This window comes from Salinispora vitiensis (assembly GCF_000378825.1).
Classification (GTDB): domain Bacteria; phylum Actinomycetota; class Actinomycetes; order Mycobacteriales; family Micromonosporaceae; genus Micromonospora; species Micromonospora vitiensis.
On sequence record NZ_KB900388.1, the window covers coordinates 2027420 to 2050884 of the forward strand.

The window sequence follows — 23465 nt, forward strand, 5'->3', positions numbered from 1 at the left end:
CGTGCTGTTGTACTGATGAACCAGCGCATTACAAATAGCTCAAGAACTCACAAAACGGGCCTATTGAAAGAACCCCTCTGCTGCGACCAGCACCCTCGGCGTCGCCGCGACTCAGGCCGCCCGGCCCGCCGGGGGTGGCGCTTGCACCACCCCCAACGCGGCCTCCACCACCAGCACGAACTCCTCGGCGGCACGCAGCAGGTCGTCGGCCTCCCGGGCGGTGACGACCCGCGGGATGCCGGCCTCGGCAGCTGCGCGCTTACTGGCGGCTAGGGCAAAGAACCGGGCCCACTCGTCGAGCTCGGGGGCGACACCGGAGAGCAGGGCCCAGACACTGGTAACCCGGCTACGCCGAGTCGGCACGGGGCGAGCGTGGACGGCGAGCAGCGCCGCGGCGGCCCGCAGAGCCGCCAGGTGGGCCGCCGCGTAGCGAAGACCGTCGGGGCCGGTACGGGCAGCTTCGACGAGCCCGCAACGGGCCACCGTGACGAGCTGGACAGGGGTGCGCTGCGGCAGTACGTGAGCCGGCACCGTCGGCACGGGAGCTGGGTTGATCGGCATGCGCTGTCTCCTCCAGGGGCCGAGGCGCCACCCGACGGACCTGATCCGTCGGCGGACCGCCGGGTCGAGTGGTGCGGAGGAAGACGCACCGGCGGGGCCGGCCGGGCATGGACGCTTCCCCACACCACACCCGGCCGGCATGACCAGCAGGTTCGTCGCCCGCCGCCCGGGGGTCGAGGGCGGCGGGCGACGCTCCCGCCTGATGGGTCGGGGCTCGCGACCGCCCACGGCCCTGGGGCGCGACCCGCGGCGCCGCACCCGCCCGGAGCGGCGCCGCGAAACACCACTCCGACCGTCGGAACGAGCATGCGAAGCAAACCTCGTATCGAACACCCGTTCTAACTACTGCTGACAGTACACCCTCCCGCCGACAAAAACACAACGTGTGCCACACGTCGCCGCACGTCGGACGGGTCACCGGCCACCGCACCCCGCCGCACCCACCGCAGTCACCCTGGCGGCCGGACCGCCCGTGGTCGCCACCTCGGGCTCGCCGCCCACCGGCCACCACCGCTGGCGTGGTCAACGAAGGCGCCCGGGACTCACCGGGAAGAATGGCCGGATGCACCCACACCCGAAAGTACGAGCGACGCAGGAGACGCTGGACGCCGCTGGCGCACTCGACGGTGCTGGCGCACCCAGCCTGGTTCGCCTGTTGCCCGATGCCGTCCACACCGCCGCGGCAGCCGCCACCGCCCTCGATGTCGAGATCGGGCAGATCGCCAACTCCCTGGTCTTCGAGACAGCCGACGGGCCACTGCTGGTGCTGACCTCCGGAGCGCACCGGGTGGACACCGTCGGCCTCGCCGCGGCGATCGGCGTCACCCGACTCCGGCGGGCCACGCCGGAGTTCGTCCGCGAACACACCGGACAGGTCATCGGTGGAGTCGCCCCGGTCGGTCACCCCCGGCCGCTGCGCACCCTGGTGGACACCACCCTCGACAAATACGACGAGATCTGGGCCGCTGGCGGCGTACCCCGCGCGGTCTTCCCCACCACCTATCCGGAGCTGCTGCGGGTAACCGGCGGCACACCGGCCGAGGTGGCGTGAGCGGGCTTGTCGAACGAGCCACGCCCGGTCAGCCGCCGGGCGCCGGTCCCCGAGTTGGTCACCCTGCATGTGTGGCGGACCAGCCGAGCCGGGCTGCCCCGGGCGCTGACCCGGATGGCAGCCGACCCGCGCCGGCTCCGCGCGCTGCCCGGCGTCCGCTTCGCCAAACTGCTCGGCACCGGGACCGGCACCGGCTTCGGTCCACGCGACGCGGACCTGACCCGGTGGGCGGCGCTGACCGTGTGGGACTCTCCCGCCGCGGCCACCGGCTTCGCCGCCTCCCCGGTGGGACGGGCCTGGGCACGTATCGCCCGCGCCGCCGTCCGAATCGACCTACGCCCGCTCACCAGCCGGGGCGAGTGGTCCGGCCGGCGGCCCTTCGGCGACCCACCAGGCGGGCGACCCAACGGCCCGGTGCTGGCACTGACCCGGGCCCGGCTCCGCCCCGCCCGGGCGGTCACCTTCTGGCAGGCGGTACCCCCGGTGGCCCGCGCGTTGCACACCGCACCCGGCCTACTCGCCCGCTTCGGCGTCGGCGAGGCGCCGCTGGGCTGGCAGGGCACGGTCAGCGTGTGGCGCACCCCGGCGGAGCTGGTCGCATTCGCGTACCGTCACCCCGAGCATCGTGCCGCGATCAGGCGAACCACCACCGAGGGGTGGTACGCGGAGGAGCTCTTCGCCCGGTTCGAGGTACGCGACGTGGTCGGTGACCGGACGGTGCTGGGCTGGACCACGGACGGCGGAACGAAGGTGGGGACGGCATGAGGCTGGTGCGGTGGACACCGGACGACCTCGTTCGGCGGCTGGACGACGTGGTGGCCGTCTACGGCGAGGCGATGGGGTACCGCGCCGATCTACTCAGGGCGCGGCGCGGCTACATCGCCTCCCACGTCCGCCGCCCCGGCTTCCGCGCCGTCGCCAGCCTCACCTCCGAGGGCCACCTGGCCGGATTCGGCTACGGGTACCACGGGAAGCCCGGCCAGTGGTGGCACGACCAGGTGGGGCGGACGCTGGACCCGGCCACCCGCCGCCGCTGGCTGGCCAGCTGCTTCGAGGTGGTCGAGCTGCACGTCCGACCGCCCGCGCAGGGGCACGGGCTGGGCGCCAGCCAGCTGCGCGCCCTGCTCGGGATAGCGGAGGGGAGCACCACGCTGTTGTCCACCCCGGAGGCAGACGAGCAGCACTCCCGGGCCTGGCGACTGTACCGACGCTTCGGCTTCGTCGACGTCCTGCGCGACTTCCGCTTCCCCGGTGACGAACGCCTGTTCGGGGTACTCGGTCGAGACCTGCCGCTCCCCTCCCCCACCGCCGCCGGGAGAGCACCCGCATGACCCGGCCCACCGCCCTGCCGGGGCCGGCCCTCCGGACCGTCTGGGCGCTGTTGGCGGTGCTGGTGCTGGTGCAGATCTGCTACCCCCTGACCACGGGGCAGACCCGGGCCCGGCTGACCGTCGCCACAGTCCTGCTCGGCTACCTGCTCTCGGTCGGCCACGCGCTGCTTAGCCGGGGTCCCCGGACGGCGGCGGCGTTGCTCGCCGTGGTCACCGGCGGTGGCTTCGCCATCGAGGCGCTCGGGGTGGCCACCGGGTTCCCGTTCGGCAGCTACGTCTACGCGGAGCAGCTCGGGCCGAAGCTGGCCGGAGTACCGCTGATCATCCCCCTCGCCTGGACCTGGATGGCCTGGCCCGCCTGGCTGACCGCGGTCCGCCTCACCGGGGGTGGGCCGGCCGGGGGCACCGGGCCAGCTGTCCGCCGAATCGCGCTGGCAGCGGTCGGGCTGGCCGCCTGGGATCTCTTCCTCGACCCGCAGATGGTCGCCGAGGGGCACTGGGTCTGGCGGAACGCCACCCCCGCGCTGCCCGGCCTGCCCGGCATCCCCATCAGCAACTACCTGGGCTGGCTGCTCTTCGCGGTGCTGGTGATGGCCGCCCTGCGGCCCCTGGCCGGCACCGCCGTCGCCACCACCGACAGCCGCGACGCCCCGATGCTCGCGCTCTATCTGTGGACGTACGGCTCCAGCGTGCTGGCCCACGCCGTCTTCCTCGGCCTACCCGCCTCGGCCGGGTGGGGCGCCGCGGTTATGGCGCTGACCGCGGTGCCGCTGGCGGTGACGCTGCTGCCCCGACGCGGCCGGCCGACGCTGCTGCACCGACGCGGCCGGAGGACACCAGCGGACCGGCGGCGACGCGCCGACACGTCGGTATGAGCGATCCGGCCCGGTGTCGCACCGCCGGCCCCCACCGAGGTGGGGTGCCGGCATGATCCTGTTGCTGGCGGTCCTGGCCGGCGTGGCCACGCTGACCACACACACCCTGGTCAACGCGGGCCGTTGGCTGCGCCGCCCGGTCGGGACGCCGGCGACGGTGACCGAACCGGTGGCGGTGCTGCTGCCGCTGCGCAACGAGGCCGCCCGAGTCACCCCCTGCCTGCGCGCGCTGCTGGCCCAGCGCGGTGTGCCGCAGCTACAGATCGTGGTGCTCGACGACGGGTCGACCGACGGCACCCACGAGGTCGTCCGCAGGGTCGCCGGCGACGACCCCCGGGTCACCCTGCTCGACGGCGACGCTCCACCGCCGGGTTGGCTGGGCAAGCCGCACGCCTGCTGGCAACTCGCCGCCCGGGCCGACCCGGCGGCCACCGTGCTGGTCTTCGTCGACGCCGACGTGGTGCTCGCCCCCCACGCCGTGGCCGCGGCGGTCGGCGAGCTACGGGCCGCGCGGGTGGCGCTGCTGTCGCCGTACCCCCGGATCCTGGTCACGACGGTGGCCGACCGACTGGTTCAGCCGCTGTTGCAGTGGCTGTGGCTGACGTTCCTGCCGCTGGCCGCGATGGAGCGGTCGGCCCGGCCGTCCCTGGCCGCGGCCGGTGGGCAGTTCCTGGTCGTGGACCGGGCCGGATACACCGCCGCCGGTGGCCACGCGGCGGTGTCCGACCGGGTTCTGGAGGATGTCGAGTTGGCCCGGGCGGTCAAGCGGTCCGGCGGCCAGATCGCCCTCGCCGACGGCTCACAACTGGCCACCTGCCGGATGTACGACGACTGGCCACAGCTGCGCGACGGCTACTCGAAGTCGCTGTGGGCCTCGTTCGGTCATCCCTCGGCGGCAGCCGCGGTGGTCGCGCTGCTGCTACTGCTCTACACCGCCCCGGCGCTGGTCGTCGTGGCCGCGCTGGTCGGCGGTGCGCCGGGGACGGCCGCCGTCGCCGCCGGGGCCTACCTGCTCGGGGTCGGTGGGCGGGTGGTCAGCGCCCGGGCGACCGGCGGCCGGTGGTGGCCGGACGCGTTGGGGCACCCCGCGTCGGTAGCGGTCCTCGGTTGGCTGACCCTGCGGTCGTACCATCTGCGGAAGCGACGGCGCCTGAGCTGGCGGGGCCGTCCGGTCGGCTAGGAGGCACCCATGGCGCGGATCGTGATCGTCGGTGCCGGGGTGGGTGGCCTGGCCACCGCCGCCCGGCTGGCCGCCACCGGGCACCAGGTCACCCTCCTGGAGCAGGGTGACACGGTGGGCGGCAAGCTCGGCCGGTACGTACATGACACACCCGCCGGCCCCTTCCACTTCGACACCGGGCCCAGCCTGCTGACTCTGCCCCAGGTGTTCCACGACCTGTTCGAGGTGACCGGGGCGAAGCTCGACGAATACCTGGACCTGGTCCCGCTCGACCCGATCGTGCGACACGTCTTCCCCCGGGGTGGACCAACGCTCGATTCGTGCGCCGACTCCGACGAGTTCGCCGCCCGCGTCGGCGCGGCCTTCGGTGAGCGGGCCGCCGCCCAGTGGCGGCGCCTCTGGCGACGTGCCGAGCGGGTCTGGACGGCCTCGGAACGCGATGTCCTACGCCGCCGGGTCGACTCACCCCGGGACCTGGCGATGCTGGCCTGGCGGCTGGGTGACCTGGCCGCTATCGGCCCGGGCCGGACGCTACGGGGACTGGGCCGCGCCCACCTGTCCGACCCCCGGCTCCGGATGCTGCTCGACCGGTACGCGACGTACGCCGGAACTGACCCGCGCCGGGCGCCGGCGGCCCTCGTCGCCGTCCCGTACGCCGAGCTGGCCTTCGGCGGCTGGTACCTCCGCGGTGGCCTGGGCACCCTCGCCGACGCCCTGCTGACCCGCTGCCGGGAGCTCGGGGTGGTGGTACGGACCGGCGTCCGGGTCACCCGGATCGACGCGGCGGGCGGACGGGTGCACGGCGTACGCCTCGCCGGCGCGAGCGCCCCGGTGCCGGCCGATGTGGTGGTGTCCAACGTTGACGCGCTCACCCTCTACCGGGACCTGCTGCCCACCCCGCGACGGCTGGCCACGCTGACCGACCGCAGCCTCGCCGGCTTCGTGCTGTTGCTCGGCGTACGCGGGGACTCCGGGCTGGCCCACCACAACGTCTTCTTCCCCGACGCCTACGACAGCGAGTTCGACGCGGTCTTCGGGGCGCCCGGGCGGGGGGTTCGGGCGCGCCCGGCCCCGGACCCGGCGGTCTTCGTCACCGTGGCCGCCGACGAGACGGTCCGCCCGGCTGGGCACGAGGCATGGTTCGTGCTGGTCAACGCCGCTCGGCAGGGCACCGCCGCCGGTGCTGTCGACTGGCGGCGCCCCGGCCTCGCCGAGGCGTACGCGGACCGGATCCTGGACGTGTTGGCCGCGCGGGGGGTGGACGTACGGGACCGGCTGCTGTTCCGGGAGATTCGTACCCCGGCCGATCTGGGCAGGGCGACGGGCACACCGGGCGGAGCCATCTACGGCACCACGGGCGGCCTGCTCCGCCCGCCCAACCGGGGGCCGGTCCGCGGGCTGTGGCTGGTCGGTGGCTCCTGCCACCCGGGCGGCGGGCTGCCGATGGTCGCCCTCTCCGCCCAGATCGTCGCCGACTCCATCGGCCCTGCCTGGTAGCGGGCCGGCCCGAGCCGCCAACGCCCACCCACAGGGTCCCGGCCTCGCCGGCGCCTACCCGCGGGGTTCCCGGCCTCGCCGGCGCCCACCCGCGCGGGTCCCGGCCTCACCGGCGCCTCCGGTGGGGCGCGAGCGTCAGCTGGCGTTGATCAGTGCGCCCCGGACGGCGGCCAGTAGCTGTCCGAGGCCGAAGCCGGCCAGCAACGCCCAGACCGCGGTCGCCATGGTGATGGTGCCCGCGGTCAGGTCCGGCGCGATCAACCCCGCCAGCCCGGCCAACAGCAGGCCGACGAGGGCCACCACGACCCGGGTCGGCCGCTCCCCCACGGTCACCGCACCGACCTCTCGCATTCCGGCGGAGGTCGCCCGGGCCCGCACGTACTCGTGCAGCCAGGAGAGCGCGCCACCGGCGACCACCAGCACGCCCGGCGCGCCGAGCAGCCAGAACGCGACCAGCCAGGCCGCCTCGCCGAGCCGGTCGGCCACCGAGTCGTAGACGTACCCGAGCCGGGTGGTGCGGTTACTCGCCACCGCGACCGCGCCGTCGAGGCTGTCCGCCACTGAGGCGAGCAGCACCAGCAACGCGCCGAGAAACGGCCCGTCCTGCGGGCGTACCGCGACCAGCGGCACGCCGAGGCAGAGCAGCACCCCGGCGACGGTCACCGCGGTCGGGGTGACCCGTAGCCGACCCAGCACGTAGCCCCCGTGGTACGCGAGGCGCAGCCAGGCCCGGACGGGCGGGGCTGCGGTGCGCGGATCGAACCCACCGTGCAGTCGCGCCCAGGCCGTGGCGTACTGGTCCCAGTTCAGCTGTCTGCCCACCACGGATCAACCGTCGCACCGATCGCGCGGTGTCGTGGCGCGTCTGCTCACCCGGGGGTACTGACTCGCAGATTCCGCCAGATCTCCCGGGTCGCGGTGGACCGGTTGAAGGTGATGAAGTGGATGCCGGGAACACCCTCGTCCAGCAGCCGCTGACTCATCTCGCTGGCCTGCTCGACGCCGAGCTGGCGGACTGCCTCCGGGTCGTCCGCGACCCGCTCGAAGCGTGCGGCCAGAGCCGGCGGGAAAGGCGCGCCGGAAAGCTGCTCCGACCGCTCGATAGTGCTGATCTTCGTTACCGGCATCACACCGGGGATGATCGGCGTGTCGCAGCCCGCCGCTACCACCCGGTCCCGCAGCCGAAGGTACTCGTCCGCGTCGAAGAACATCTGAGTGATCGCAAAATCGGCTCCCGCCCGACACTTGCGGATGAAGTACGCCGTGTCGGAGTCGATGTCGGGCGAGCGGGGGTGCTTGTACGGGAAGGCGGCAACGCCGACGCTGAAGTCACCCGCGTCACGGACCAGGCGGACCAGGTCTTCCGCGTAGTCCACACCATCCGGGTGGGGGATCCACTCGCCGGTGGGGTCGCCGGGCGGGTCGCCGCGCACGGCGAGCACGTTACGCACGCCCGCAGCCGCCAACCGTCCGATCACGTGCCGCAGCTCGGCCACCGAGTGGTTGACCGCGGTCAGGTGTGCCATCGGCAGCAACGTGGTCTCGGTGGCGACCCGTTCGGTAACCGCTACGGTCGTGTCCCGAGTTGAGCCACCGGCGCCGTAGGTGATCGAGACGAACGACGGGCGCAGCGACTCCAGCTCCCGGATGGCCTGCCAGAGCAGCCGCTCGCCCTGCGCTGTCTTCGGTGGCATGAACTCGAAGGAGAAGGTCGGCCGGCGGTCGCGGATCAGCTCCCCGATCGCCGACTGCGGATTGGGGAGAACCGATGGAAGACCAAGCGCCACGCCATGACTCTAGCGGCGCCGGGCCGCGATCCCTAGACCTTCCCCCGTCGCAAACGATGACAAGGGGTACGGCGCGGCCGACACCCCGCAACACGGCACAGTCGACACCGCCCGACCGGGACCGGCGCGTCGCCAGGCCGCCGGTGGGTAACCAGCCGTCGCGACCGGCTAGCGTCAGGGCGTGACCTACGCTGCTCCTGTCTCCCCGGTGGACCGTGCCGGGCTTCGGCAACGCGTCAACAAGGCACTGGCCGACTTCCTGGTGACCCGACGTGCCTGGATGACCGATGTTGACGCCTCCCTCGCCCCGTTGGCCGACGCGGTCGAGGCATTCGTCCTCGGCGGCGGCAAGCGGCTACGGCCCGCCTTCGCCTACTGGGGCTACCGGGGCGCCGGTGGAATCGACACCGAACAGGTGACAACCGCCCTAGCCGCGTTGGAGTTCGTGCAGGCCAGCGCCTTGATTCACGACGATCTGATCGATCGTTCGGACACCCGGCGAGGTGAGCCGGCGGTGCACCTGCGGTTCGCCGCCCGGCACCGGTCGGCGGACTGGGACGGAGACGCGGACGGCTTCGGTGACGCGGCGGCCATTCTCCTGGGCGACCTGTGCCTGGTCTGGTCCGACGAGCTGCTGCACTCCGCCGGACTGGACCCGCGCACCATCGCCCGGGCACGGCCGGTATTCGACCAGATGCGGACCGAGGTCACCGTGGGTCAGTACCTCGACGTACTGACCCAGGTCACCGGGGACACGTCGGTCGAACGGGCCGGGAAGGTCGCCCGCTACAAGTCGGCGAAGTACACCGTCGAACGCCCGTTGTTACTCGGCGCCGCACTGGCCGACGCCGCCCCCGAGGTCCACGCGGCGTACTCGGCGTACGGGCTGCCGCTGGGTGAGGCCTTCCAGCTGCGCGACGATGTGCTGGGGATCTTTGGTGACCCGGCGCAGACCGGTAAACCAGCCGGCGACGACCTCCGCGAGGGAAAGCGGACCTACCTGGTGGCGGCGGCGTTGGAGATGGTCGGCACCGCCGACCGGGAGGTGCTGCTCGAGGGTCTCGGCGACGCCGACCTCGACGACGCCGGGGTGGCCCGGCTGCGGCAGCTGATCGGAGCCAGCGGCGCGCTCGGCCGCGCCGAGCAGCGGATCCAGGAGCTCACCGACACCGCGCTCGCCGCACTGTCCACCGTTGACCTCGACACCGAGGCGCACCAAGCCCTGGCCGACCTCGCGATCGCCGCCACCCGCCGCCCTGCCTGACCCCCGCCCCGTCCGGACCTCGACCGGACCGGGCGGGGAACCCCGAGTCAGAAACCGAGGGCTTGGGCGCGACGTTTGACCTCGCGGGCCTGATCGCCGGCCAGCGCCACGGCGGCGGTGCCGCCGGGCAGGGTGCCATCGGGCTGGTAGAGCCAGCGCAGGATCTCTTCATCGTCGTAGCCGGCGTCGGCGAGGAGGTTCAGCACCCCGGGTAGATGCTTGAGCACCCCTCGGGTCGCCACCAGGTCCGCCGGCACCCGACGGGCACCGTCTCGGCGGACCGCGATCAGCTCCCGGTCCCGGATCATCTGATGGACCTTGCTGATCGTCAGGTCGAGGCGCTCGGCGACAGCCGGCAGGGTCAGCCACGCGGTCGGTTCGGCAGCAGGGCTCACGGCGGGCTCGCCAGCGGGTACGGAGTCGGTCACCCGACCACCCTGCCACGCCGCCCCGGCATCGGGCGAACGCCCCCACGCCCCAGATCAGGGCCGTCGCGCACCGACCGGAGCTGCAGAAACGGCCATCCGGCGGGTCACCGGACTCAAACGTCACTGCCGGCCTGTAGCATCGGTGTCCAACCACCTACCCCTGGACGCATAGACTTCCTGCCGATGGACACACAGGTCGCCGACACGTTGCTGGGCTCACTGATCGACGGGCGCTACCGCATCCGCGGTCGGGTCGCCCGGGGTGGCATGGCGACTGTATACACAGCAACCGACGAGCGCCTCGATCGCACCGTCGCAGTTAAGATCATCCATCCCACGCCGGGTCCGGAGGCCCAGGGGCGGACAGCGGGATTCGTGGACCGTTTCGCCGACGAGGCGAAGACCATCGCGCGGCTGACCCATCCCAACGTCGTCGCGGTCTACGACCAGGGCATCCACGCCGACCGGCCATACCTGGTCATGGAGTACGTGCGCGGGCGCACGCTGCGCGATGTGCTCGCCGAACGGCACCGACTCAACCCCGACGAGGCGCTCGCGATCACCGAACAGATGCTCGCCGCGATCGCCGCCGCACACCGGGCCGGGCTCGTCCACCGGGATGTCAAACCGGAAAACGTGCTGGTCGCCGAGGCACCGACCGGAGGTGCGGCCAACCTGGTCGACAGCGTGGTGAAGGTCGCCGATTTCGGATTGGCCCAGGCGGTGGAGGCGAGCGCCGACGACGCACAGGCCAACCAGCTGATGGCCACGATCGCCTATGTGGCACCGGAATTGGTGACCGACGGGCACGCCGACCCGCGCACCGACGTCTATTCCGCGGGCATCGTGCTGTTCGAGATGCTCACCGGCCGCGTGCCCTATGACGGCCATCGCCCGGTCGAGGTGGCCTGGCAGCATGTCCGACAGGATGTGCCGGCACCGTCGACCCTGGTGCCGGGGCTACCGAAGGCCCTCGATGACCTGGTCGTCCGCGCCACCCGGCGCGATCCCGGTGCCCGCCCGGCCGACGCCGGTGCGCTGCTCACCCAGGTACAGGCGGCTCGGGAAGGGTTGGGCAACCCGAATACCCACACCACGGTGCTGCGCCGGGTGACCGAGCAGCCCCCGGTGAGTGACCCGACCATGGTGGTCGCGGCCGTACGGCCGGCGCAGCGCCCCGCCTGGGCCCGGTTACCCGAGGAGGCCCCGCGGGGTGGCCGACGACGGGCGGTCGAAAACGAGAGTGTCTGGTCCCGGTTGGCCCCGCTGCCCGGTCGGCTGATGGGTGAGCAGCGCGGCCGGCTTGCGGTGGCCGCTGTCGTCGTGATGCTGGGGCTGATTGCCGCGGTGGGTGGCTGGTGGGTCGGCGTCGGCCGATTCACCCAGGCCCCAGAGTTGGTGAGCCTGGACCAGGCCGCCGCGGAGGCACAGGCGAAGCGGGCCGGTCTGGTCCTCCAGTACGCCGACCCGCGCCACGACGACCAGGTGCCGAAGGACGCCGTACTGTCCCAGGATCCGGCCTCCGCCTCCCGCATCGTGAAGGGCGGCACGATCACCCTCACCCTCTCGCTGGGTCCCGAGCAGTTCGCGGTGCCCGATGTCGTCGGCAAAGAATTCGAATTGGCCGCGACTGACCTGACCGAGGCCGGCCTGGAAGTGATCAAGGGTTCCACCAGCTACCACAACAGCCTGCCGGAGGGCATGGTGGTCGCCACCGACCCGGAGGCGGGCACCGAGGTCAAGCCCGGACACGAGGTCACGGTGACTCTGAGCAAGGGCAGGGCGCCCATCTCGGTGCCGAACCTGGTCGGCAAGCCCCTGGACGAGGCCCGTTCGATCCTGAATCAGCTCGGGCTGGTACTCGTGGAACCGCCGACGGTGAAGGAGTCCGACAAGCCCCAAAACGAGGTCATCGGGCAGAGTCCAGCCGACGGCGCTGGCGTGGAGAAGGGGGCGGAGGTCAGCCTGGAGATCAGCCAGGGCCCACCGCAGGTTGTCGTCCCCCGCGTGATCGGCATGCCGTGCCAACAGGCCAAACAGGTGTTGGAGGGGCAGCCCTTCCCCGTCGCGGTGCAGTTCAACGAGAACGGCACCGTCCGATTCCAGACACCCGGTGAGAATTCGCAGGTACCACCCGGTACCCAGATCACCATCGGCTGCCTGTGACGACGACAGTGCGGCCGGTCGGCGCGCACACACCGACCGGGGGCGGGCTGGCGAAAGCCGCCCTGCCCTACCTGGACGCGACGGGCGCCGAGGTCGCCCAGGTCTACGTGTCCAATTCGCGGGGCTGGGCACTGCCGCCCGGCAACCCGACGCAAGACGCACTGTTTCGCGCCGGCTGCGCCGAGCGTGGCGTGCCGGTATTCATCCACGCGTCCCTGCTGGTCAACCTCGGCTCGCCCACCGCGGCGACGGTGGAGCGGTCAGCGCTGACCCTGGCGCACGCGCTACGCCGAGGGACAGCGATCGGCGCCCAGGGAGTGGTCTTCCACGCCGGCAGCGCGGTGGACGCCGGGTACGCCGACACGGCGATGCGCCAGGTCCGGGAAATGCTGCTGCCACTGCTGGACACCGCCGGTGACACGGACGGGCCGATGCTGCTGGTCGAGCCGAGCGCCGGTGGCGGGCGCTCGCTCGCCGCCCGGGTAGAACAGCTCGGCCCCTACCTGGATGCGGTGGACCGGCACCCATGGCTCGGTGTCTGCTTCGACACCTGCCATGCCTGGGCCGCCGGGCACGACCTGTCCGTCGAAGGTGGCATGACCGCCACCCTCGACACGCTGGTGCACACCGTGGGGGCGGACCGGCTACGGCTGGTACACGCCAACGACTCGAAGGACCTCTGCGGCTCCACCCGGGACCGCCACGAGAACATCGGCAAGGGCACCATCGGGGAGCCAGCCTTCGCCGAGCTGATGCACCACCCAGCGACCTCCGGGGTGCCGATGGTGGTGGAAACGCCCACCGAGAAACACGTGGGCCACGCCAGCGACGTAGCCGTTCTCAAGCGACTGCGTACCTGACCCCCGACCCGCGGTACGGATCAGGTACGCAGGGCACGGGTGAGGACGTCGATCGCGCGGTTGATCGCCGCATCGTCCACACCCAGGTGGGTGACCAGGCGGGCGGTACCCGGGCCGAGCACACTGACCAGCACCCCTTCCGCACGGACCGCTGCGGCGAAGGTGTGCGCGTTCATCGGTGTCTTGGTGAGATCCAACGGGACCAGGTTGGTACGCACCTCGGCCGCCAAGACCCCGAACGGGGCGACCGCGTCGGCGAGCCGGGTCGCCTTCGCGTGATCCTCGGCGAGCCGCTGCACCTGGTTCGCCAGGGCGTACCGGCCGGCAGCCGCGAGGATCCCGGCCTGCCGCATGCCACCGCCCATCCGCTTCCGGATGAACCGAGCCCGTTCGATCTTGTCGGCACTGCCGACCACCAGCGAGCCGACCGGCGCGCCAAGCCCCTTGGAGAGGCAGACGGACAGGGTGTCGAAGAGCACGCCGTAGGTGGCCAGCGGTACCCCGTCGGCGATGTGCGCGTGCCAGATTCGAGCACCGTCACAGTGCACCGCGACCTGAGCCGCGTCGGCGACCCGACGCAGCTCATTCAGAGCCGCCAGCGGGATCACCCCACCGCCGCCCCGGTTGTGGGTCTGCTCCACCGCGACCGCCCGAGTGGGCACCGCAAAGTAGCCGTCGGGCCGGATCATGCCAGCGACCACGTCCGGGTCAACCGCCGCGCCGACCGCCGGCCAGGTCCGCGACGAAATGCCGCCGTACGCGGCAGCCGCACCGATCTCGTACGTCACCACGTGCGCGTCCGCGTCGCAGAGCAGTTCGCCGCCGGGTGGCACCAACAGCTGCAGCGAAATCTGGTTGGCCATCGTCCCGGTCGGGCAGAACAGCGCCGCCTCATGGCCGAAGAGCGCCGCGACCTCGGTTTCCAGGGCGTTGACCGTAGGGTCCTCGCCGTACACGTCGTCGCCCACCTCGGCGACGGCCATCGCCTCCCGCATTCCCTCGGTCGGGCGGGTGACAGTGTCCGAACGCAGATCGATCATGACGTCCTCACTCCTCGCGTCAGCCACGGAGCCTCCACCGGCCGCCGACTGCGGGGCTCGCAAGCTCACTCCTCGCGTCAGCCACCATCATCCCCACCGGCCGCCGACTCCGGGGCTCGCAAGCTCACTCCTCGCGTCAGCCACGGAGCATCTCGGCTACCAGGAACGCCAACTCCAGCGATTGTTGGGTGTTCAGCCGCGGGTCACAGGCGGTCTCGTACCGATCGGGCAGATCGACATCGCCGATGCCCTGGGCACCACCGAGGCACTCGGTGACATCCTCACCGGTCAGCTCGACGTGCAGCCCGCCGGGATGGGTTTCCAGGCCACGGTGCACCTCGAAGTAGCCCAGCACCTCGTCTACGATCCGGTCGAAGTGCCGGGTCTTGTAGCCGTTGGACGATTCATGGGTGTTGCCGTGCATCGGGTCGCACTGCCACACCACCTTGGCGCCAGCGGCGGTGACCTTGGCGACGAGCGACGGCAGGACTTCACGGACCCGGTGATTGCCCATTCTGCTGATCAGGGTCAGCCGGCCCGGAACATTGTCCGGGTTGAGCTTCTCGCACAGCTCGATGACGTCGTCCGGCTTCGTCGTCGGGCCGAGCTTCACCCCGATCGGGTTCGCGATCCGGGAGATGAAGTCAATATGCGCCCCGTCGAGCTGCCGGGTACGCTCACCCACCCAGAGCAGGTGCCCGGAGAGCCCGTACGCCCGACTGTCGGAGACACGGGTCAACGCCCGGTCATACTCCAGGGCCAACGCCTCGTGGGAGCAGTAGAGGGTGACGGTCCGCAACGCCTCGTCCTCGGTCATCCCACATGCCTGGATGAAGGCCAGCGCCCGGTCGATCTCCCGGGCGATCGCCTCGTACCGCTCGCCGGCCGGCGAGTTCCGCACGAAGCCCTTGTTCCAGTCGTGCACCGCGTGCAGGTCCGCCAGCCCGCCAGCAAGGTAGGCACGGAGCATGTTCATCGCGGCGGCGGAGTTCGCGTACGCCCGGATCATGCGTTGCGGGTCGGCAACCCGCGCCTCCGGCGTCGCGTCCAAGGAGTTGATCATGTCGCCCCGGTAGGCCGGTAGGCCGCGGGCGTCGGTCGGCAGCGACCGGGGTTTGGTGTACTGACCGGCCGCCCGGGCGACCTTGACCACCGGCAACGAGGCGCCGTAGGTCAGCACGATCGCCATCTGCAGCAAGGTACGGGCGTTGGCGAGCAGGTGGCTCTCGGTGTTGTCGGCGAAGGTCTCCGCGCAGTCCCCACCCTGGAGCAGGAACGCCTTACCCTCGCAGACCAGTGCGAGTTGGCGCCGCAGCTGATCAACCTCGTACGGGGCCACGACCGACGGGACGTCCTCCAACACCTTGCAGACCTCAGCGACCTGCGCAGCGTCCGACCAGGGCGGGGTCTGGGCCCGCGGCAGGTCCCGCCAACGGTCCAGGCCGAGGGCAGCGTCCTCGGCGGAATCGATGGTCGGCCGGCTGGTCTGCAGCACCGGACTACCGACAGCGGGATGGCTCAGCTGATGCCACTCTTGGCGCATGCTAGAAAGCCTACGGCGACGGATCCGGCACCGAACCCGCGAGGGGGGCCGTTCCGCCAGGTGAGAGATCCGTCACCGAACTCGAACCGGGTCGGGCGCCGGCAGTGGGAACAGCCACATCAGGGGGTTTCGGTCGGCTCAGGAGTCCCGGCCGAGGCGGACTCCGTGCTGCCGGATGTCTCACTCGCGATACACCAGTCAGCCCCGTCCCGGGTGACCGTGAACAGCAGCGGGCGGACCAGCTCGTCCGCACCCGCGGTCACCGACACCGTCGCACTGACCTCCTCACCCCGCGGACCGGGCCCGACCTCGGTGATCTGTGCCTGCGACACCTCAAAGTGGTCAGCGAAGTCACCGCTCGGTCCGGTGGCGACGGCGTCGAACGCCGGATGCATCACGGCGCAGAACTGGCTACGCCCGGCAGCCACGTCCTTGGCCGCTACCGCATCCAGGTACGCCTGCACCCGCTCCCGCGCCTTGGTCGCACTCTCGACCGCGGGCGCCTCCTCGGCGGACTCCGTCGGCCCGTCCGCGCTGCAACCGAGGAGGGTCACCAGCAAACTCCCGCCGAGCACGCCGAGCACCAGCCTCCGGTACGCCGTACGCATGCCACCTCCGAACGCCATGGATTCCGACCATCGACCGGCGAGTCTGTCACACCGGCCGGAGCGCCGGTCCAACCGACACGGGCGGGGAAGGGCGCGATCCGTCGCCCCTCCCCCACCCGGGTCGATCGGGCATCACCGAGCTAGCCGAGACCGCCCTCAATGGCGCTGATCAGCTCACCGTTGGTCGTGTCACCGGAGAGTTCCCAGAAGAACGCTCCGCCGAGACCCTCGTTCTTCGCGTAGGTCATCTTGCCGCCGATGGTGGACGGGGTGTCGTAGCTCCACCAGTTGTTGCCGCACTTGGCGTACGCCGTGCCACCGACCGTTCCGGTTACCGGACAGGTGTTCTTCAGAACCTTGTAGTCATCAAAGCCCGCCTCGTAGGTGCCGGAAGCGGGTCCGGTCGCGGTGCCACCTGGCGCCGTCTGGGTGACACCGGTCCAACCTCGACCGTAGAAGCCGATGCCGAGCAGCAGTTTGTCGGCCGAGACCCCCTTACTCTTCAGCTTCTGGATCGCCGCGTCGGACCAGAAGCCCTGCTGCGGGATACCGGAGTACGAGTAGAGCGGCGAGTGCGGGGCGGTCGGACCCTGCGGGCTGAAGGCGCCGAAGTAGTCGTAGGTCATCGCCATGATCCAGTTAAGGTTGGGCGCAGCGCCGGCGTAGTCGGCAGCGTCGATCCGGCCACCGTTGCTGGCGTCACCGGTGATCGCGGCGGTGACCAGGGCCGACGGGCCGAACCGGGCACGCAGCGCGTCCACCACGTTCTTGAACGCGGCTGGTCCGCTGGAGTCACAGGTGAGGCCGCAGGCGTTCGGGTACTCCCAGTCGATGTCGATGCCGTCGAAGACGTCCGCCCAGCGGGGGTCCTCAACCAGGTTGTAACAGCTCTCGGCGAAGGCCGTCGGGTTCTGCGCTGCCTGGGTGAACCCGCCGGACCAGGTCCAGCCGCCGAAGGACCAGATCACCTTGAGGTGCGGGTACATCGCTTTGAGCTTGCGCAGCTGGTTGAAGTTCCCCCGCAACGGCTGATCCCACGTGTCGGCGACGCCGTCCACGCTGCCCGCCGCGGTGTACGCCTTCTCGTAGTCGGCGTAGCTGTCGCCGATCCCGCAGCGCCCACCTTCCGTTTTACCGAAGGCGTACATGATGTGGGTCAGCTTCGATGCTGAGCCACTGGTGTGGATGTTCTTGACGTGGTAGTCACGGTCGTAGACACCCCACTGGGTGAAGTAGCCGACAATCTTGTGGTCACCACTGGGGGGTGCGGTGGTCGGGGGCGGCGTGGTTGGGGGCGGTGTGGTCGGCGGCGCGGTCGTCGGAGGTGATGTGGTCGGGGGTGACGTGGTCGGTGGGGCAGACCCGCCGGAACAGGCAACACCGTTGATCGTGCAGTTCAGGGGCGCTCGATAGGGGCCGGTCCCGTTGTACCCCCAACTGAAGCTGGCACCCGGGGCGAGCGGCCCGGCCCAACTCTTCTTGACCGCGACGTAGTGGTTCCCGGTGCGGGTGACGTCGGCGTCCCAGAACACGCCGATGCTGGTCCCGGCAGGAAGGTCGAACTCGATCCGCCAGGTGCTCACCGACTCGTTTGAGCCGTTGGTGACCGTCACCCTCGCCGAGTGGCCGCTCCCCCAGTCCTGCACCTGGTTGAAGGTGGCGGTGACGCTGCCGGCTCCGTACGCGGAGGCCATCGGAACAGCCGCGACCGCCAGCACGACTACGGCGCCGGCCCAGAGAGCCCGGCGAAGTGATCTCTTCATGTAACACCCCTCAAATAGTTAGGAAACTTTTCTAATGATTATGAGACGTTACTCACAGACCACAAATTCGTCAAGAAGTTCACACACGTCGCAATCGAACGCCCCGGATAACGCCGGCTTAACCGTCCGTACATCTGCTGGACGCAGCCCCGACACAAACCGAGCGACCCATAAAGTTTGAAATGCCACGCATGACGGAAAATTCGCTTTTGCTTCAGAAGCCCGGTCCGAAACAGTTCCCCGGAAATGCACACCCGGAAGGGAGCCCCTCCCGCACCCGCGGAGCGGCTCTTTCGCACATCCGCTGAAGCGGTTTGGTTCGCAGTAGAGCGATTGGTAAAGTCCAGCTATCTTTCGGTCCATCCCATCGAGCCGGCGACCCGGACCGACAAGGACGGCACATGCTGCATCACCCGGCCAAACCGCCCCAGCCTCGACGGCCCACGATGGTGGACGTCGCGCGATGTGCCGGTGTGAGTCTGAAGACCGTCTCCCGCGTAGTCAACAACGAACCAACCGTCGGCCCCGAACTTGCCGAACGAGTGCTGACTGCCATCTCCGACTTGGGCTTCCGGCCCAACGGCATCGCCCGTAATCTCCGATCCCGGCAGCTCAGCGCGACGATCGGCCTACTCATCGAAGAAATCGCCAACCCGTTCTACGCGACGGTCGCGGGTGTCGCGGCGGAGATCGCGGCGGCACACCAGACGCTGCTGATCACCGCCTCCTCCGAGGAGGATCCGGACCGCGAGCGCACGCTGTTGCTGGAGCTGGTCCAACGCCGGGTGGACGGCCTGCTCGTGGTTCCCGCCGGAACAGACCACTCCTTTCTGCGCCGGGAGGTGGAGCTGGGCCTTCCGGCGGTGTTTATCGACCGACCGCCCGGACAGCTCCTCGCCGATGTGGTCCTCCTAGACAACCAGGGCGGAAGTCGCGCCGGAATCCGCTCACTACTCGACGCCGGACACCGACGGATCGGCCTATTGCTGGGTTCCTTGAACGTCTACACAATGCGTGAGCGACTGGCCGGCGTGCAGGCCGAGTTGTCGGGCTCCGGAATCCCGTACGACGAGGCGTTGGTGCGGAGTGGAATAGCGGGTCCCGAACAGGCCAGCCGGGCGGTGGCAGACATGCTCGGCCTCGCCGACCAGCCCACCGCCTTCTTCTGCGCCAACAACCGCCTCACCCTCGGCGCACTCCAGGAACTTCATGGCCGAGGCAGCGACGCGGCGTTGGTTGGCTTCGACGATTTTGAACTGTCCCATCTGATGCCGCGACCGTTGACCGTCATCGCCCACGACCAACGTGAACTGGCACGGATCGCGACGGAGCAACTGTTCGAACGCATCGGTGGAGACCGGTCGTGGCCGTCGACCTCGGTCCTGCCGACGCAGCTGGTTCACCGCGGCCGGCGCTGACGTCACCCCCGAGCACCAACGGGCCCGGCCGACGCTCCCGCCGGCCGGGCCCAGATCGCTACGCTGGCCCCGGGGAGAACGCCGCGACAGCATCGGCAAACGTGGGTGGGTCAGCCCCCCGCCGGCCGCAGGTGAGCGCGGCGACGGTGCTGGCCTGGTGCAGCCCCTGGCGCCACTGGTTCGGGGTGACGGCCGCGAGACGGGCACCGGGCTGGTCGCCGAGCGCACCGAAGTCCGCGAGGGCGGCGAGCAGGCCGCCGGTGAACGAATCGCCCGCACCGACGGTATCGACCACCTCACCCCGCCGGGCTGGCTGTCGGTACATCGCCCCGTCCGGTGCCAGCAGAAGACTGCCGGCAGCGCCGCGCGTCACCACCGCGCAGGCCACCCCGGCGGCCCGCCACTCGGCCATGACCTGCTCGATGGTGCGGTCCGGGTAGAGCCAGTCAAGGTCCTCCTCGCTCGCCTTGACCAGGTGCGCGGAGCGGACCTGTCGCTCCACCCGGCGCTGCTCCCCGACGCGGTCGGGGACGATGGTGGGACGCAGGTTGAGGTCGATCGAGAGGGTGAGCGCCCCGCGGTCCCGTTCCCGGGCGAAGAGATCTTCCACCACCGCCGCACCCGGCGCCAGGGCCAGGGCCAGGGAGCCGGAGTGCAGGGCGGTAAGCCCGGTGTCTTCGAAGCTCGGTAGCTCGGCCGTGGTCCACTGCCAGTCGGCGGTCCCGGTCAGGTAGCACTGGTAGGTGGCCTGGCCGGAGTCGTCGAGCGTGGCGACCACCAGTGAGGTTGACTCGACCGCGGAAACCGCCCAGGTCAGATCGACTCCGTTGGCGTGCAGGTGGTCCCGGATCCGCTGGCCGAAGCCGTCGCTACCGAGCCGGGCGAGCAGCCGGACCGGCTGCTCGAGCCGGGCCAGGGTGAGTGCGACATTGGCCGGTGAGCCGCCGGGTACGGCTCGGTAGCTCCCGGCCGTGTCCTCGGCGACCAGGTCGACCAGCGCCTCACCAACAACCGCGATCACCGGTCTACCTCCACCTGATCGGTCCCCATCGGGTCGAACAGACCCGCGAGGCTGGGCTTTATCGGGGCCTGGGACAGCAGGACAGCCTGGTACGCGTGGTAAACGTCGGGACGGCCGTGCCAGACCTGGTTCGCCGGCTGGTTCAGCTCGTCCAGCTCGTGGTGCCACTCTCCGGTCTTCGCATCAATGAGATGGCGTACGGCGTAGTCCCAGAAGGTCTGGTACCAGTGCTCGTAGTAGTGGTCGCCGGTGCGCCGCCAGAGGGTCGCCGCCGACCCGATCGCCTCGGCCAGCACCCAGTGCATCCGGGACCGAACCACCGGCCGGTCCGACCAGTCGAGGGTGTAGACAAATCCGTCCGTCCCATCAACCGACCAGCCCCGGGTGACCGCCGCGGTGAAGAGCGCGCGCGCGTCTTCGAGCAGCCAGTGCGGTGGTGCGACGAGCGCGGTCTCGAGGTGTAGCAGCAGTCGCGCCCACTCCAGCCAGTGGCCCACCGTGGACCCGTACGGCCGGAAGGGGTCCGCGGGCTGGTCCAGGTTGTAGTCCAGCTGCGGTTCCCAGTCGGCGGTGAAGTGCTCGGGCAGCCGCCAGTCGTGTCGGGCGGCCACCCCGTGCACCAGGTGCTCGCAGATCGCCAGCGCGCGTTGCGCCCAGCGGCGGTCCCCGGTGACCTCCCCGACGGCCAGGAACGCCTCGACCATGTGCATGCTGCTGTTCGCACCCCGGTAGGGCTCCAGCTCGGAGAAGTCCCGGCTCCACGACTCCCGGGTCCGACCGGCGGTCTCGTCCCAGAACCGCTCGCCCACCACCGCGATCGCCTCGGCCAGGAGCTGGTCGGCGCCGGGCCGGCCGGCGCGGGTCGCGCTGCTCGCGGCGAGCAGGACAAAGGCGTGCTCGTACGCGGACTTCCGGTCCGTGACCGGTTCCCCGCCCAATTCCACGGCGCTGAACCAACCGCCGTGCCGCGCGTCCCGCAGGGTACTGCGCAGCGTGGCGACGCCGTGGTCGACCGCGTCGGCGGTGTCCGGGGTCTGTTGTAGGTGTGCCAGGGCGAAGACGTGGGTCATCCGACAGGCGATCCAGGTGTGCAGCGGCTGGCGCGGGTCAGGTTCGCCATGCTCGCCCAACCACCAGAACCCTCCCTCGGGCCGAACCGAGGCGCGCGCGGCGCGCAGCAGCGCGGCGCGCTGGTTGGCGAGGAGCTGCTGATGGGCGGGGTCCGGGGCCGGGCCGGTTAGCGTCGGCCCCCGGCCGGAGAGATGTTCGGTCATGTCAGCTCTTCACCGATCCTGCCATCAGGCCACCGATAAACCAGCGACCCAGGAATACATAGACAACCAGAGTGGGCAGCGAGGTGATCAGCGCCCCGGCCATCGAGGCCGCGTAGTCGGGGGACTGAGCTCCCGCGAGTGCATTGAGCGCGATCGTGATCGGCCCGTTACGGGTGTTGGAGAGGAAGATCGCAAACAGGTAGTCGTTCCACGCCGAGGTGAACTGCCAGATCACGGCGACCACGAAGCCCGGAATGGACACCGGCAGGATGATCGACCGGAAGGTACGGATGAGGCCCGCACCGTCGACCCACGCGGCTTCGACCATCTCCACCGGCACCGTGGTGGCGTAGTAGTTACGGAAGATGAGCGTGCAGATCGGGATGCCGTAGACGCAGTGCACGAAGATCAACGTCGGAATACCCGGCGCGATACCGAGGGTGCTGACCACATCCCGCAGCGGGATCATCACCGCCTGGTAGGGGATGAACATCCCGAACAGGATCAGGGTGAACACGACGTCCGCACCGGGAAACCGCCACCGGGACAGGACGAAGCCGTTCGCCGCACCGAGCAGCGAAGAGATCAACGCGACCGGAACGGCGAGCTGGAAGGTCCGGACGAACGACGGGCCCAGGGCCTCCCACGCCTTGGCCCACGATTCGGTGCTCCACTGCTCGGGCAGATTCCACTGCCCGTTCACGCCGATATCAGAGCCCGACTTGAAGCTGGTCACGACGAGGACGTACGCCGGCATCAGCACGATGAGCAGGAAGAGCAGCAGCACGCCGTACCGGAGGGTGCGCCCGACTACGCCGGCGGCGGGACGGCGACGCGGTGGGGGCGGCGCCGCGACGGCCGGTGGGGACGTCCGCTGAGTGGTTGTGGTGGTCACGAACGTCGCTCCGTTCTCATCGTCTGCACCAGGTAGGGCACGATGACCAGCGCGACCAGCAGCAACAGAATCACCGAGATCGCCGAGGCCTTGGCGTAGTCACTGGTCAACAGGGTCTGCCAGACGTAGACGGCCGGCACCTCGGTCAACCACTGGGCGCCGGAGACAGACATGATCAGGTCGAACATCTTCATGGACATGTGTCCGACGATGATCAAGGCGGAGAGTGCCACCGGGGTCAGCTGCGGAAAGAGAACCCGCCGGTAGAGCTGGAAGGTGCTGGCCCCGTCGACCGCGGCCGCCTCGCGTAGCTCCGCCGGGATACCGCGGAACCCAGCGAGGAACAGCGCCATGACGTAGCCGGAGAGCTGCCAGACCGCCGGGACCGCCATGGCGACCATGCCCCATTCCGGGTCGGTCCACCAAGGGTTTTGCAGGAAGTCAAGATTCAGCTGCCCGAAGATCGCGTTCAGACCGCCAGCGTCGTCGCCCTGCCCGGAGTTCATCAGCCAGCGCCAGACCACACCGGAGGCGACGAACGAGACGGCCATGGGGAACAGGTAGACCGTCCGGAACAGCCCCTCTGCCCGTACCCCGCGCTCCAGGAGGAACGCCCAGAGCAGGCCCAACAGCATCGTGCCGAGCAGGAAGACGACGGTAAAAATCAGCAGATTCCGTAGGGAGTGCAGGAACCGGCCATTGATGTCGTTGGTGAACAGATCGACATAGTTACTCAGTCCGACGAATCCGTCCGACTCAGCGGCAGTGTGCCGATCGGACATCGATACCTTTATCGTCCAACCAATGAGGCCGTAGACGAAGACTCCAAGCAGGAGTAACGAAGGGGATATCAGCAGAAGGCCGGGTCCCCATCGCCGGACGCGAGTAAGCATGGCAGATTCC

22 protein-coding genes are annotated in these 23465 nt (G+C 70.3%); 10 read left to right on the top strand and 12 right to left on the bottom strand.

From position 1 onward, the window contains the following. Positions 1 to 111 precede the first annotated feature (111 nt). Positions 112 to 561 (bottom strand): SAV_6107 family HEPN domain-containing protein, encoded by a 450-nt coding sequence (locus SALPAC2_RS0109340; protein WP_018216395.1) that lies wholly within the window; start codon positions 559 to 561, stop codon positions 112 to 114. Positions 562 to 1123: 562 nt separating this feature from the next. Between SALPAC2_RS0109340 and SALPAC2_RS0109345 the strand changes: the two genes are divergently transcribed. From SALPAC2_RS0109345 to SALPAC2_RS0109370, 6 genes are read left to right on the top strand one after another with little or no spacing between them, the layout of a single operon-like run. Further along, a complete protein-coding gene (locus tag SALPAC2_RS0109345; protein ID WP_018216396.1) occupies positions 1124 to 1612 on the top strand; it encodes a YbaK/EbsC family protein in 489 nt (162 codons plus the stop codon). Positions 1613 to 1618: 6 nt separating this feature from the next. Continuing rightward, positions 1619 to 2377, top strand: a complete 759-nt coding sequence (locus SALPAC2_RS0109350) for a monooxygenase (RefSeq protein ID WP_018216397.1) — start codon at positions 1619 to 1621, stop codon at positions 2375 to 2377. Then, the gene (locus SALPAC2_RS0109355; RefSeq protein ID WP_018216398.1) at positions 2374 to 2943 is read left to right on the top strand and encodes a GNAT family N-acetyltransferase; all 570 of its coding nucleotides are present in this window, start codon (positions 2374 to 2376) and stop codon (positions 2941 to 2943) included. Before SALPAC2_RS0109350 ends, SALPAC2_RS0109355 begins: the two co-directional genes overlap by 4 nt. Further along, on the top strand, positions 2940 to 3818 hold the full coding sequence (locus SALPAC2_RS0109360) for a carotenoid biosynthesis protein (RefSeq protein ID WP_018216399.1): 879 nt from the start codon (positions 2940 to 2942) through the stop codon (positions 3816 to 3818). Before SALPAC2_RS0109355 ends, SALPAC2_RS0109360 begins: the two co-directional genes overlap by 4 nt. Positions 3819 to 3870: 52 nt before the next feature. Continuing rightward, positions 3871 to 4998: a glycosyltransferase gene (locus SALPAC2_RS0109365; protein ID WP_018216400.1), complete on the top strand. Its 1128-nt coding sequence runs from the start codon at positions 3871 to 3873 to the stop codon at positions 4996 to 4998. 9 nt (positions 4999 to 5007) lie between these two features. Then, on the top strand, positions 5008 to 6495 hold the full coding sequence (locus SALPAC2_RS0109370) for a phytoene desaturase family protein (RefSeq protein ID WP_018216401.1): 1488 nt from the start codon (positions 5008 to 5010) through the stop codon (positions 6493 to 6495). A 135-nt stretch (positions 6496 to 6630) separates the two neighbouring features. Here the strand turns inward: SALPAC2_RS0109370 and SALPAC2_RS0109375 are convergent, their stop codons facing one another. Continuing rightward, the gene (locus SALPAC2_RS0109375) at positions 6631 to 7320 is read right to left on the bottom strand and encodes a CDP-alcohol phosphatidyltransferase family protein (RefSeq protein ID WP_018216402.1); all 690 of its coding nucleotides are present in this window, start codon (positions 7318 to 7320) and stop codon (positions 6631 to 6633) included. Between the two features lie 44 nt (positions 7321 to 7364). Then, a complete protein-coding gene (metF, locus tag SALPAC2_RS0109380) occupies positions 7365 to 8282 on the bottom strand; it encodes a methylenetetrahydrofolate reductase [NAD(P)H] (protein WP_018216403.1) in 918 nt (305 codons plus the stop codon). A 181-nt stretch (positions 8283 to 8463) separates the two neighbouring features. Here metF and SALPAC2_RS0109385 point away from each other — a divergent pair, with 181 nt between their 5' ends. Beyond that, a complete protein-coding gene (locus SALPAC2_RS0109385) occupies positions 8464 to 9546 on the top strand; it encodes a polyprenyl synthetase family protein (RefSeq protein WP_018216404.1) in 1083 nt (360 codons plus the stop codon). Positions 9547 to 9593: 47 nt separating this feature from the next. On the opposite strand, the gene SALPAC2_RS0109390 is transcribed toward SALPAC2_RS0109385, so the two are convergent. After that, complete coding sequence (locus SALPAC2_RS0109390) at positions 9594 to 9974, bottom strand: Rv2175c family DNA-binding protein (protein WP_018216405.1); 381 nt, start codon at positions 9972 to 9974, stop codon at positions 9594 to 9596. A gap of 183 nt (positions 9975 to 10157) precedes the next feature. Between SALPAC2_RS0109390 and pknB the strand changes: the two genes are divergently transcribed. Continuing rightward, positions 10158 to 12140, top strand: a complete 1983-nt coding sequence (gene pknB / locus SALPAC2_RS0109395; RefSeq protein WP_018216406.1) for a Stk1 family PASTA domain-containing Ser/Thr kinase — start codon at positions 10158 to 10160, stop codon at positions 12138 to 12140. Further along, positions 12137 to 13000, top strand: a complete 864-nt coding sequence (locus SALPAC2_RS0109400; RefSeq protein ID WP_026184571.1) for a deoxyribonuclease IV — start codon at positions 12137 to 12139, stop codon at positions 12998 to 13000. Before pknB ends, SALPAC2_RS0109400 begins: the two co-directional genes overlap by 4 nt. A gap of 20 nt (positions 13001 to 13020) precedes the next feature. On the opposite strand, the gene SALPAC2_RS0109405 is transcribed toward SALPAC2_RS0109400, so the two are convergent. From SALPAC2_RS0109405 to SALPAC2_RS0109420, 4 genes are all read right to left on the bottom strand, one after another. After that, entirely contained in the window at positions 13021 to 14040 is a 1020-nt protein-coding gene (locus SALPAC2_RS0109405; protein WP_018216408.1) for a threonine aldolase family protein, read from the bottom strand. A gap of 136 nt (positions 14041 to 14176) precedes the next feature. Next, positions 14177 to 15583, bottom strand: a complete 1407-nt coding sequence (locus SALPAC2_RS0109410; RefSeq protein ID WP_026184572.1) for a class II 3-deoxy-7-phosphoheptulonate synthase — start codon at positions 15581 to 15583, stop codon at positions 14177 to 14179. Between the two features lie 119 nt (positions 15584 to 15702). Beyond that, a complete protein-coding gene (locus tag SALPAC2_RS0109415) occupies positions 15703 to 16191 on the bottom strand; it encodes a hypothetical protein (RefSeq protein ID WP_018216410.1) in 489 nt (162 codons plus the stop codon). 140 nt (positions 16192 to 16331) lie between these two features. After that, positions 16332 to 17954, bottom strand: a complete 1623-nt coding sequence (locus tag SALPAC2_RS0109420; protein ID WP_026184573.1) for a glycosyl hydrolase family 18 protein — start codon at positions 17952 to 17954, stop codon at positions 16332 to 16334. 401 nt (positions 17955 to 18355) lie between these two features. Between SALPAC2_RS0109420 and SALPAC2_RS0109425 the strand changes: the two genes are divergently transcribed. Further along, positions 18356 to 19372 carry a LacI family DNA-binding transcriptional regulator gene (locus tag SALPAC2_RS0109425; RefSeq protein ID WP_018216412.1) on the top strand — a complete coding sequence of 339 codons (1017 nt, stop codon included), beginning with the start codon at positions 18356 to 18358 and terminating at the stop codon, positions 19370 to 19372. A 58-nt stretch (positions 19373 to 19430) separates the two neighbouring features. Here the strand turns inward: SALPAC2_RS0109425 and SALPAC2_RS0109430 are convergent, their stop codons facing one another. The 4 genes from SALPAC2_RS0109430 to SALPAC2_RS0109445 are packed head-to-tail and all read right to left on the bottom strand — an operon-like array spanning position 19431 to position 23455. After that, entirely contained in the window at positions 19431 to 20393 is a 963-nt protein-coding gene (locus tag SALPAC2_RS0109430; RefSeq protein ID WP_018216413.1) for a carbohydrate kinase family protein, read from the bottom strand. Further along, a complete protein-coding gene (locus SALPAC2_RS0109435; RefSeq protein WP_018216414.1) occupies positions 20390 to 21667 on the bottom strand; it encodes an AGE family epimerase/isomerase in 1278 nt (425 codons plus the stop codon). The genes SALPAC2_RS0109430 and SALPAC2_RS0109435 overlap by 4 nt, the downstream gene beginning before the upstream one ends. Before the next feature lies 1 nt (position 21668). Beyond that, on the bottom strand, positions 21669 to 22562 hold the full coding sequence (locus SALPAC2_RS0109440; protein WP_018216415.1) for a carbohydrate ABC transporter permease: 894 nt from the start codon (positions 22560 to 22562) through the stop codon (positions 21669 to 21671). Continuing rightward, positions 22559 to 23455, bottom strand: coding sequence for a carbohydrate ABC transporter permease (locus tag SALPAC2_RS0109445; protein WP_026184574.1), 897 nt, complete (start codon positions 23453 to 23455; stop codon positions 22559 to 22561). The genes SALPAC2_RS0109440 and SALPAC2_RS0109445 overlap by 4 nt, the downstream gene beginning before the upstream one ends. Positions 23456 to 23465: the final 10 nt, after the last annotated feature.

Coding starts and splice junctions, on each gene's coding strand:
- SALPAC2_RS0109340 (WP_018216395.1), bottom strand. CDS start 561: ATGCCGATCAACCCAGCTCCCGTGCCGACGGTGCCGGCTCACGTACTG.
- SALPAC2_RS0109345 (WP_018216396.1), top strand. CDS start 1,124: ATGCACCCACACCCGAAAGTACGAGCGACGCAGGAGACGCTGGACGCC.
- SALPAC2_RS0109355 (WP_018216398.1), top strand. CDS start 2,374: ATGAGGCTGGTGCGGTGGACACCGGACGACCTCGTTCGGCGGCTGGAC.
- SALPAC2_RS0109360 (WP_018216399.1), top strand. CDS start 2,940: ATGACCCGGCCCACCGCCCTGCCGGGGCCGGCCCTCCGGACCGTCTGG.
- SALPAC2_RS0109365 (WP_018216400.1), top strand. CDS start 3,871: ATGATCCTGTTGCTGGCGGTCCTGGCCGGCGTGGCCACGCTGACCACA.
- SALPAC2_RS0109370 (WP_018216401.1), top strand. CDS start 5,008: ATGGCGCGGATCGTGATCGTCGGTGCCGGGGTGGGTGGCCTGGCCACC.
- pknB (WP_018216406.1), top strand. CDS start 10,158: ATGGACACACAGGTCGCCGACACGTTGCTGGGCTCACTGATCGACGGG.
- SALPAC2_RS0109405 (WP_018216408.1), bottom strand. CDS start 14,040: ATGATCGATCTGCGTTCGGACACTGTCACCCGCCCGACCGAGGGAATG.
- SALPAC2_RS0109410 (WP_026184572.1), bottom strand. CDS start 15,583: ATGCGCCAAGAGTGGCATCAGCTGAGCCATCCCGCTGTCGGTAGTCCG.
- SALPAC2_RS0109415 (WP_018216410.1), bottom strand. CDS start 16,191: ATGCGTACGGCGTACCGGAGGCTGGTGCTCGGCGTGCTCGGCGGGAGT.
- SALPAC2_RS0109420 (WP_026184573.1), bottom strand. CDS start 17,954: ATGAAGAGATCACTTCGCCGGGCTCTCTGGGCCGGCGCCGTAGTCGTG.
- SALPAC2_RS0109425 (WP_018216412.1), top strand. CDS start 18,356: ATGCTGCATCACCCGGCCAAACCGCCCCAGCCTCGACGGCCCACGATG.
- SALPAC2_RS0109435 (WP_018216414.1), bottom strand. CDS start 21,667: ATGACCGAACATCTCTCCGGCCGGGGGCCGACGCTAACCGGCCCGGCC.
- SALPAC2_RS0109445 (WP_026184574.1), bottom strand. CDS start 23,455: ATGCTTACTCGCGTCCGGCGATGGGGACCCGGCCTTCTGCTGATATCC.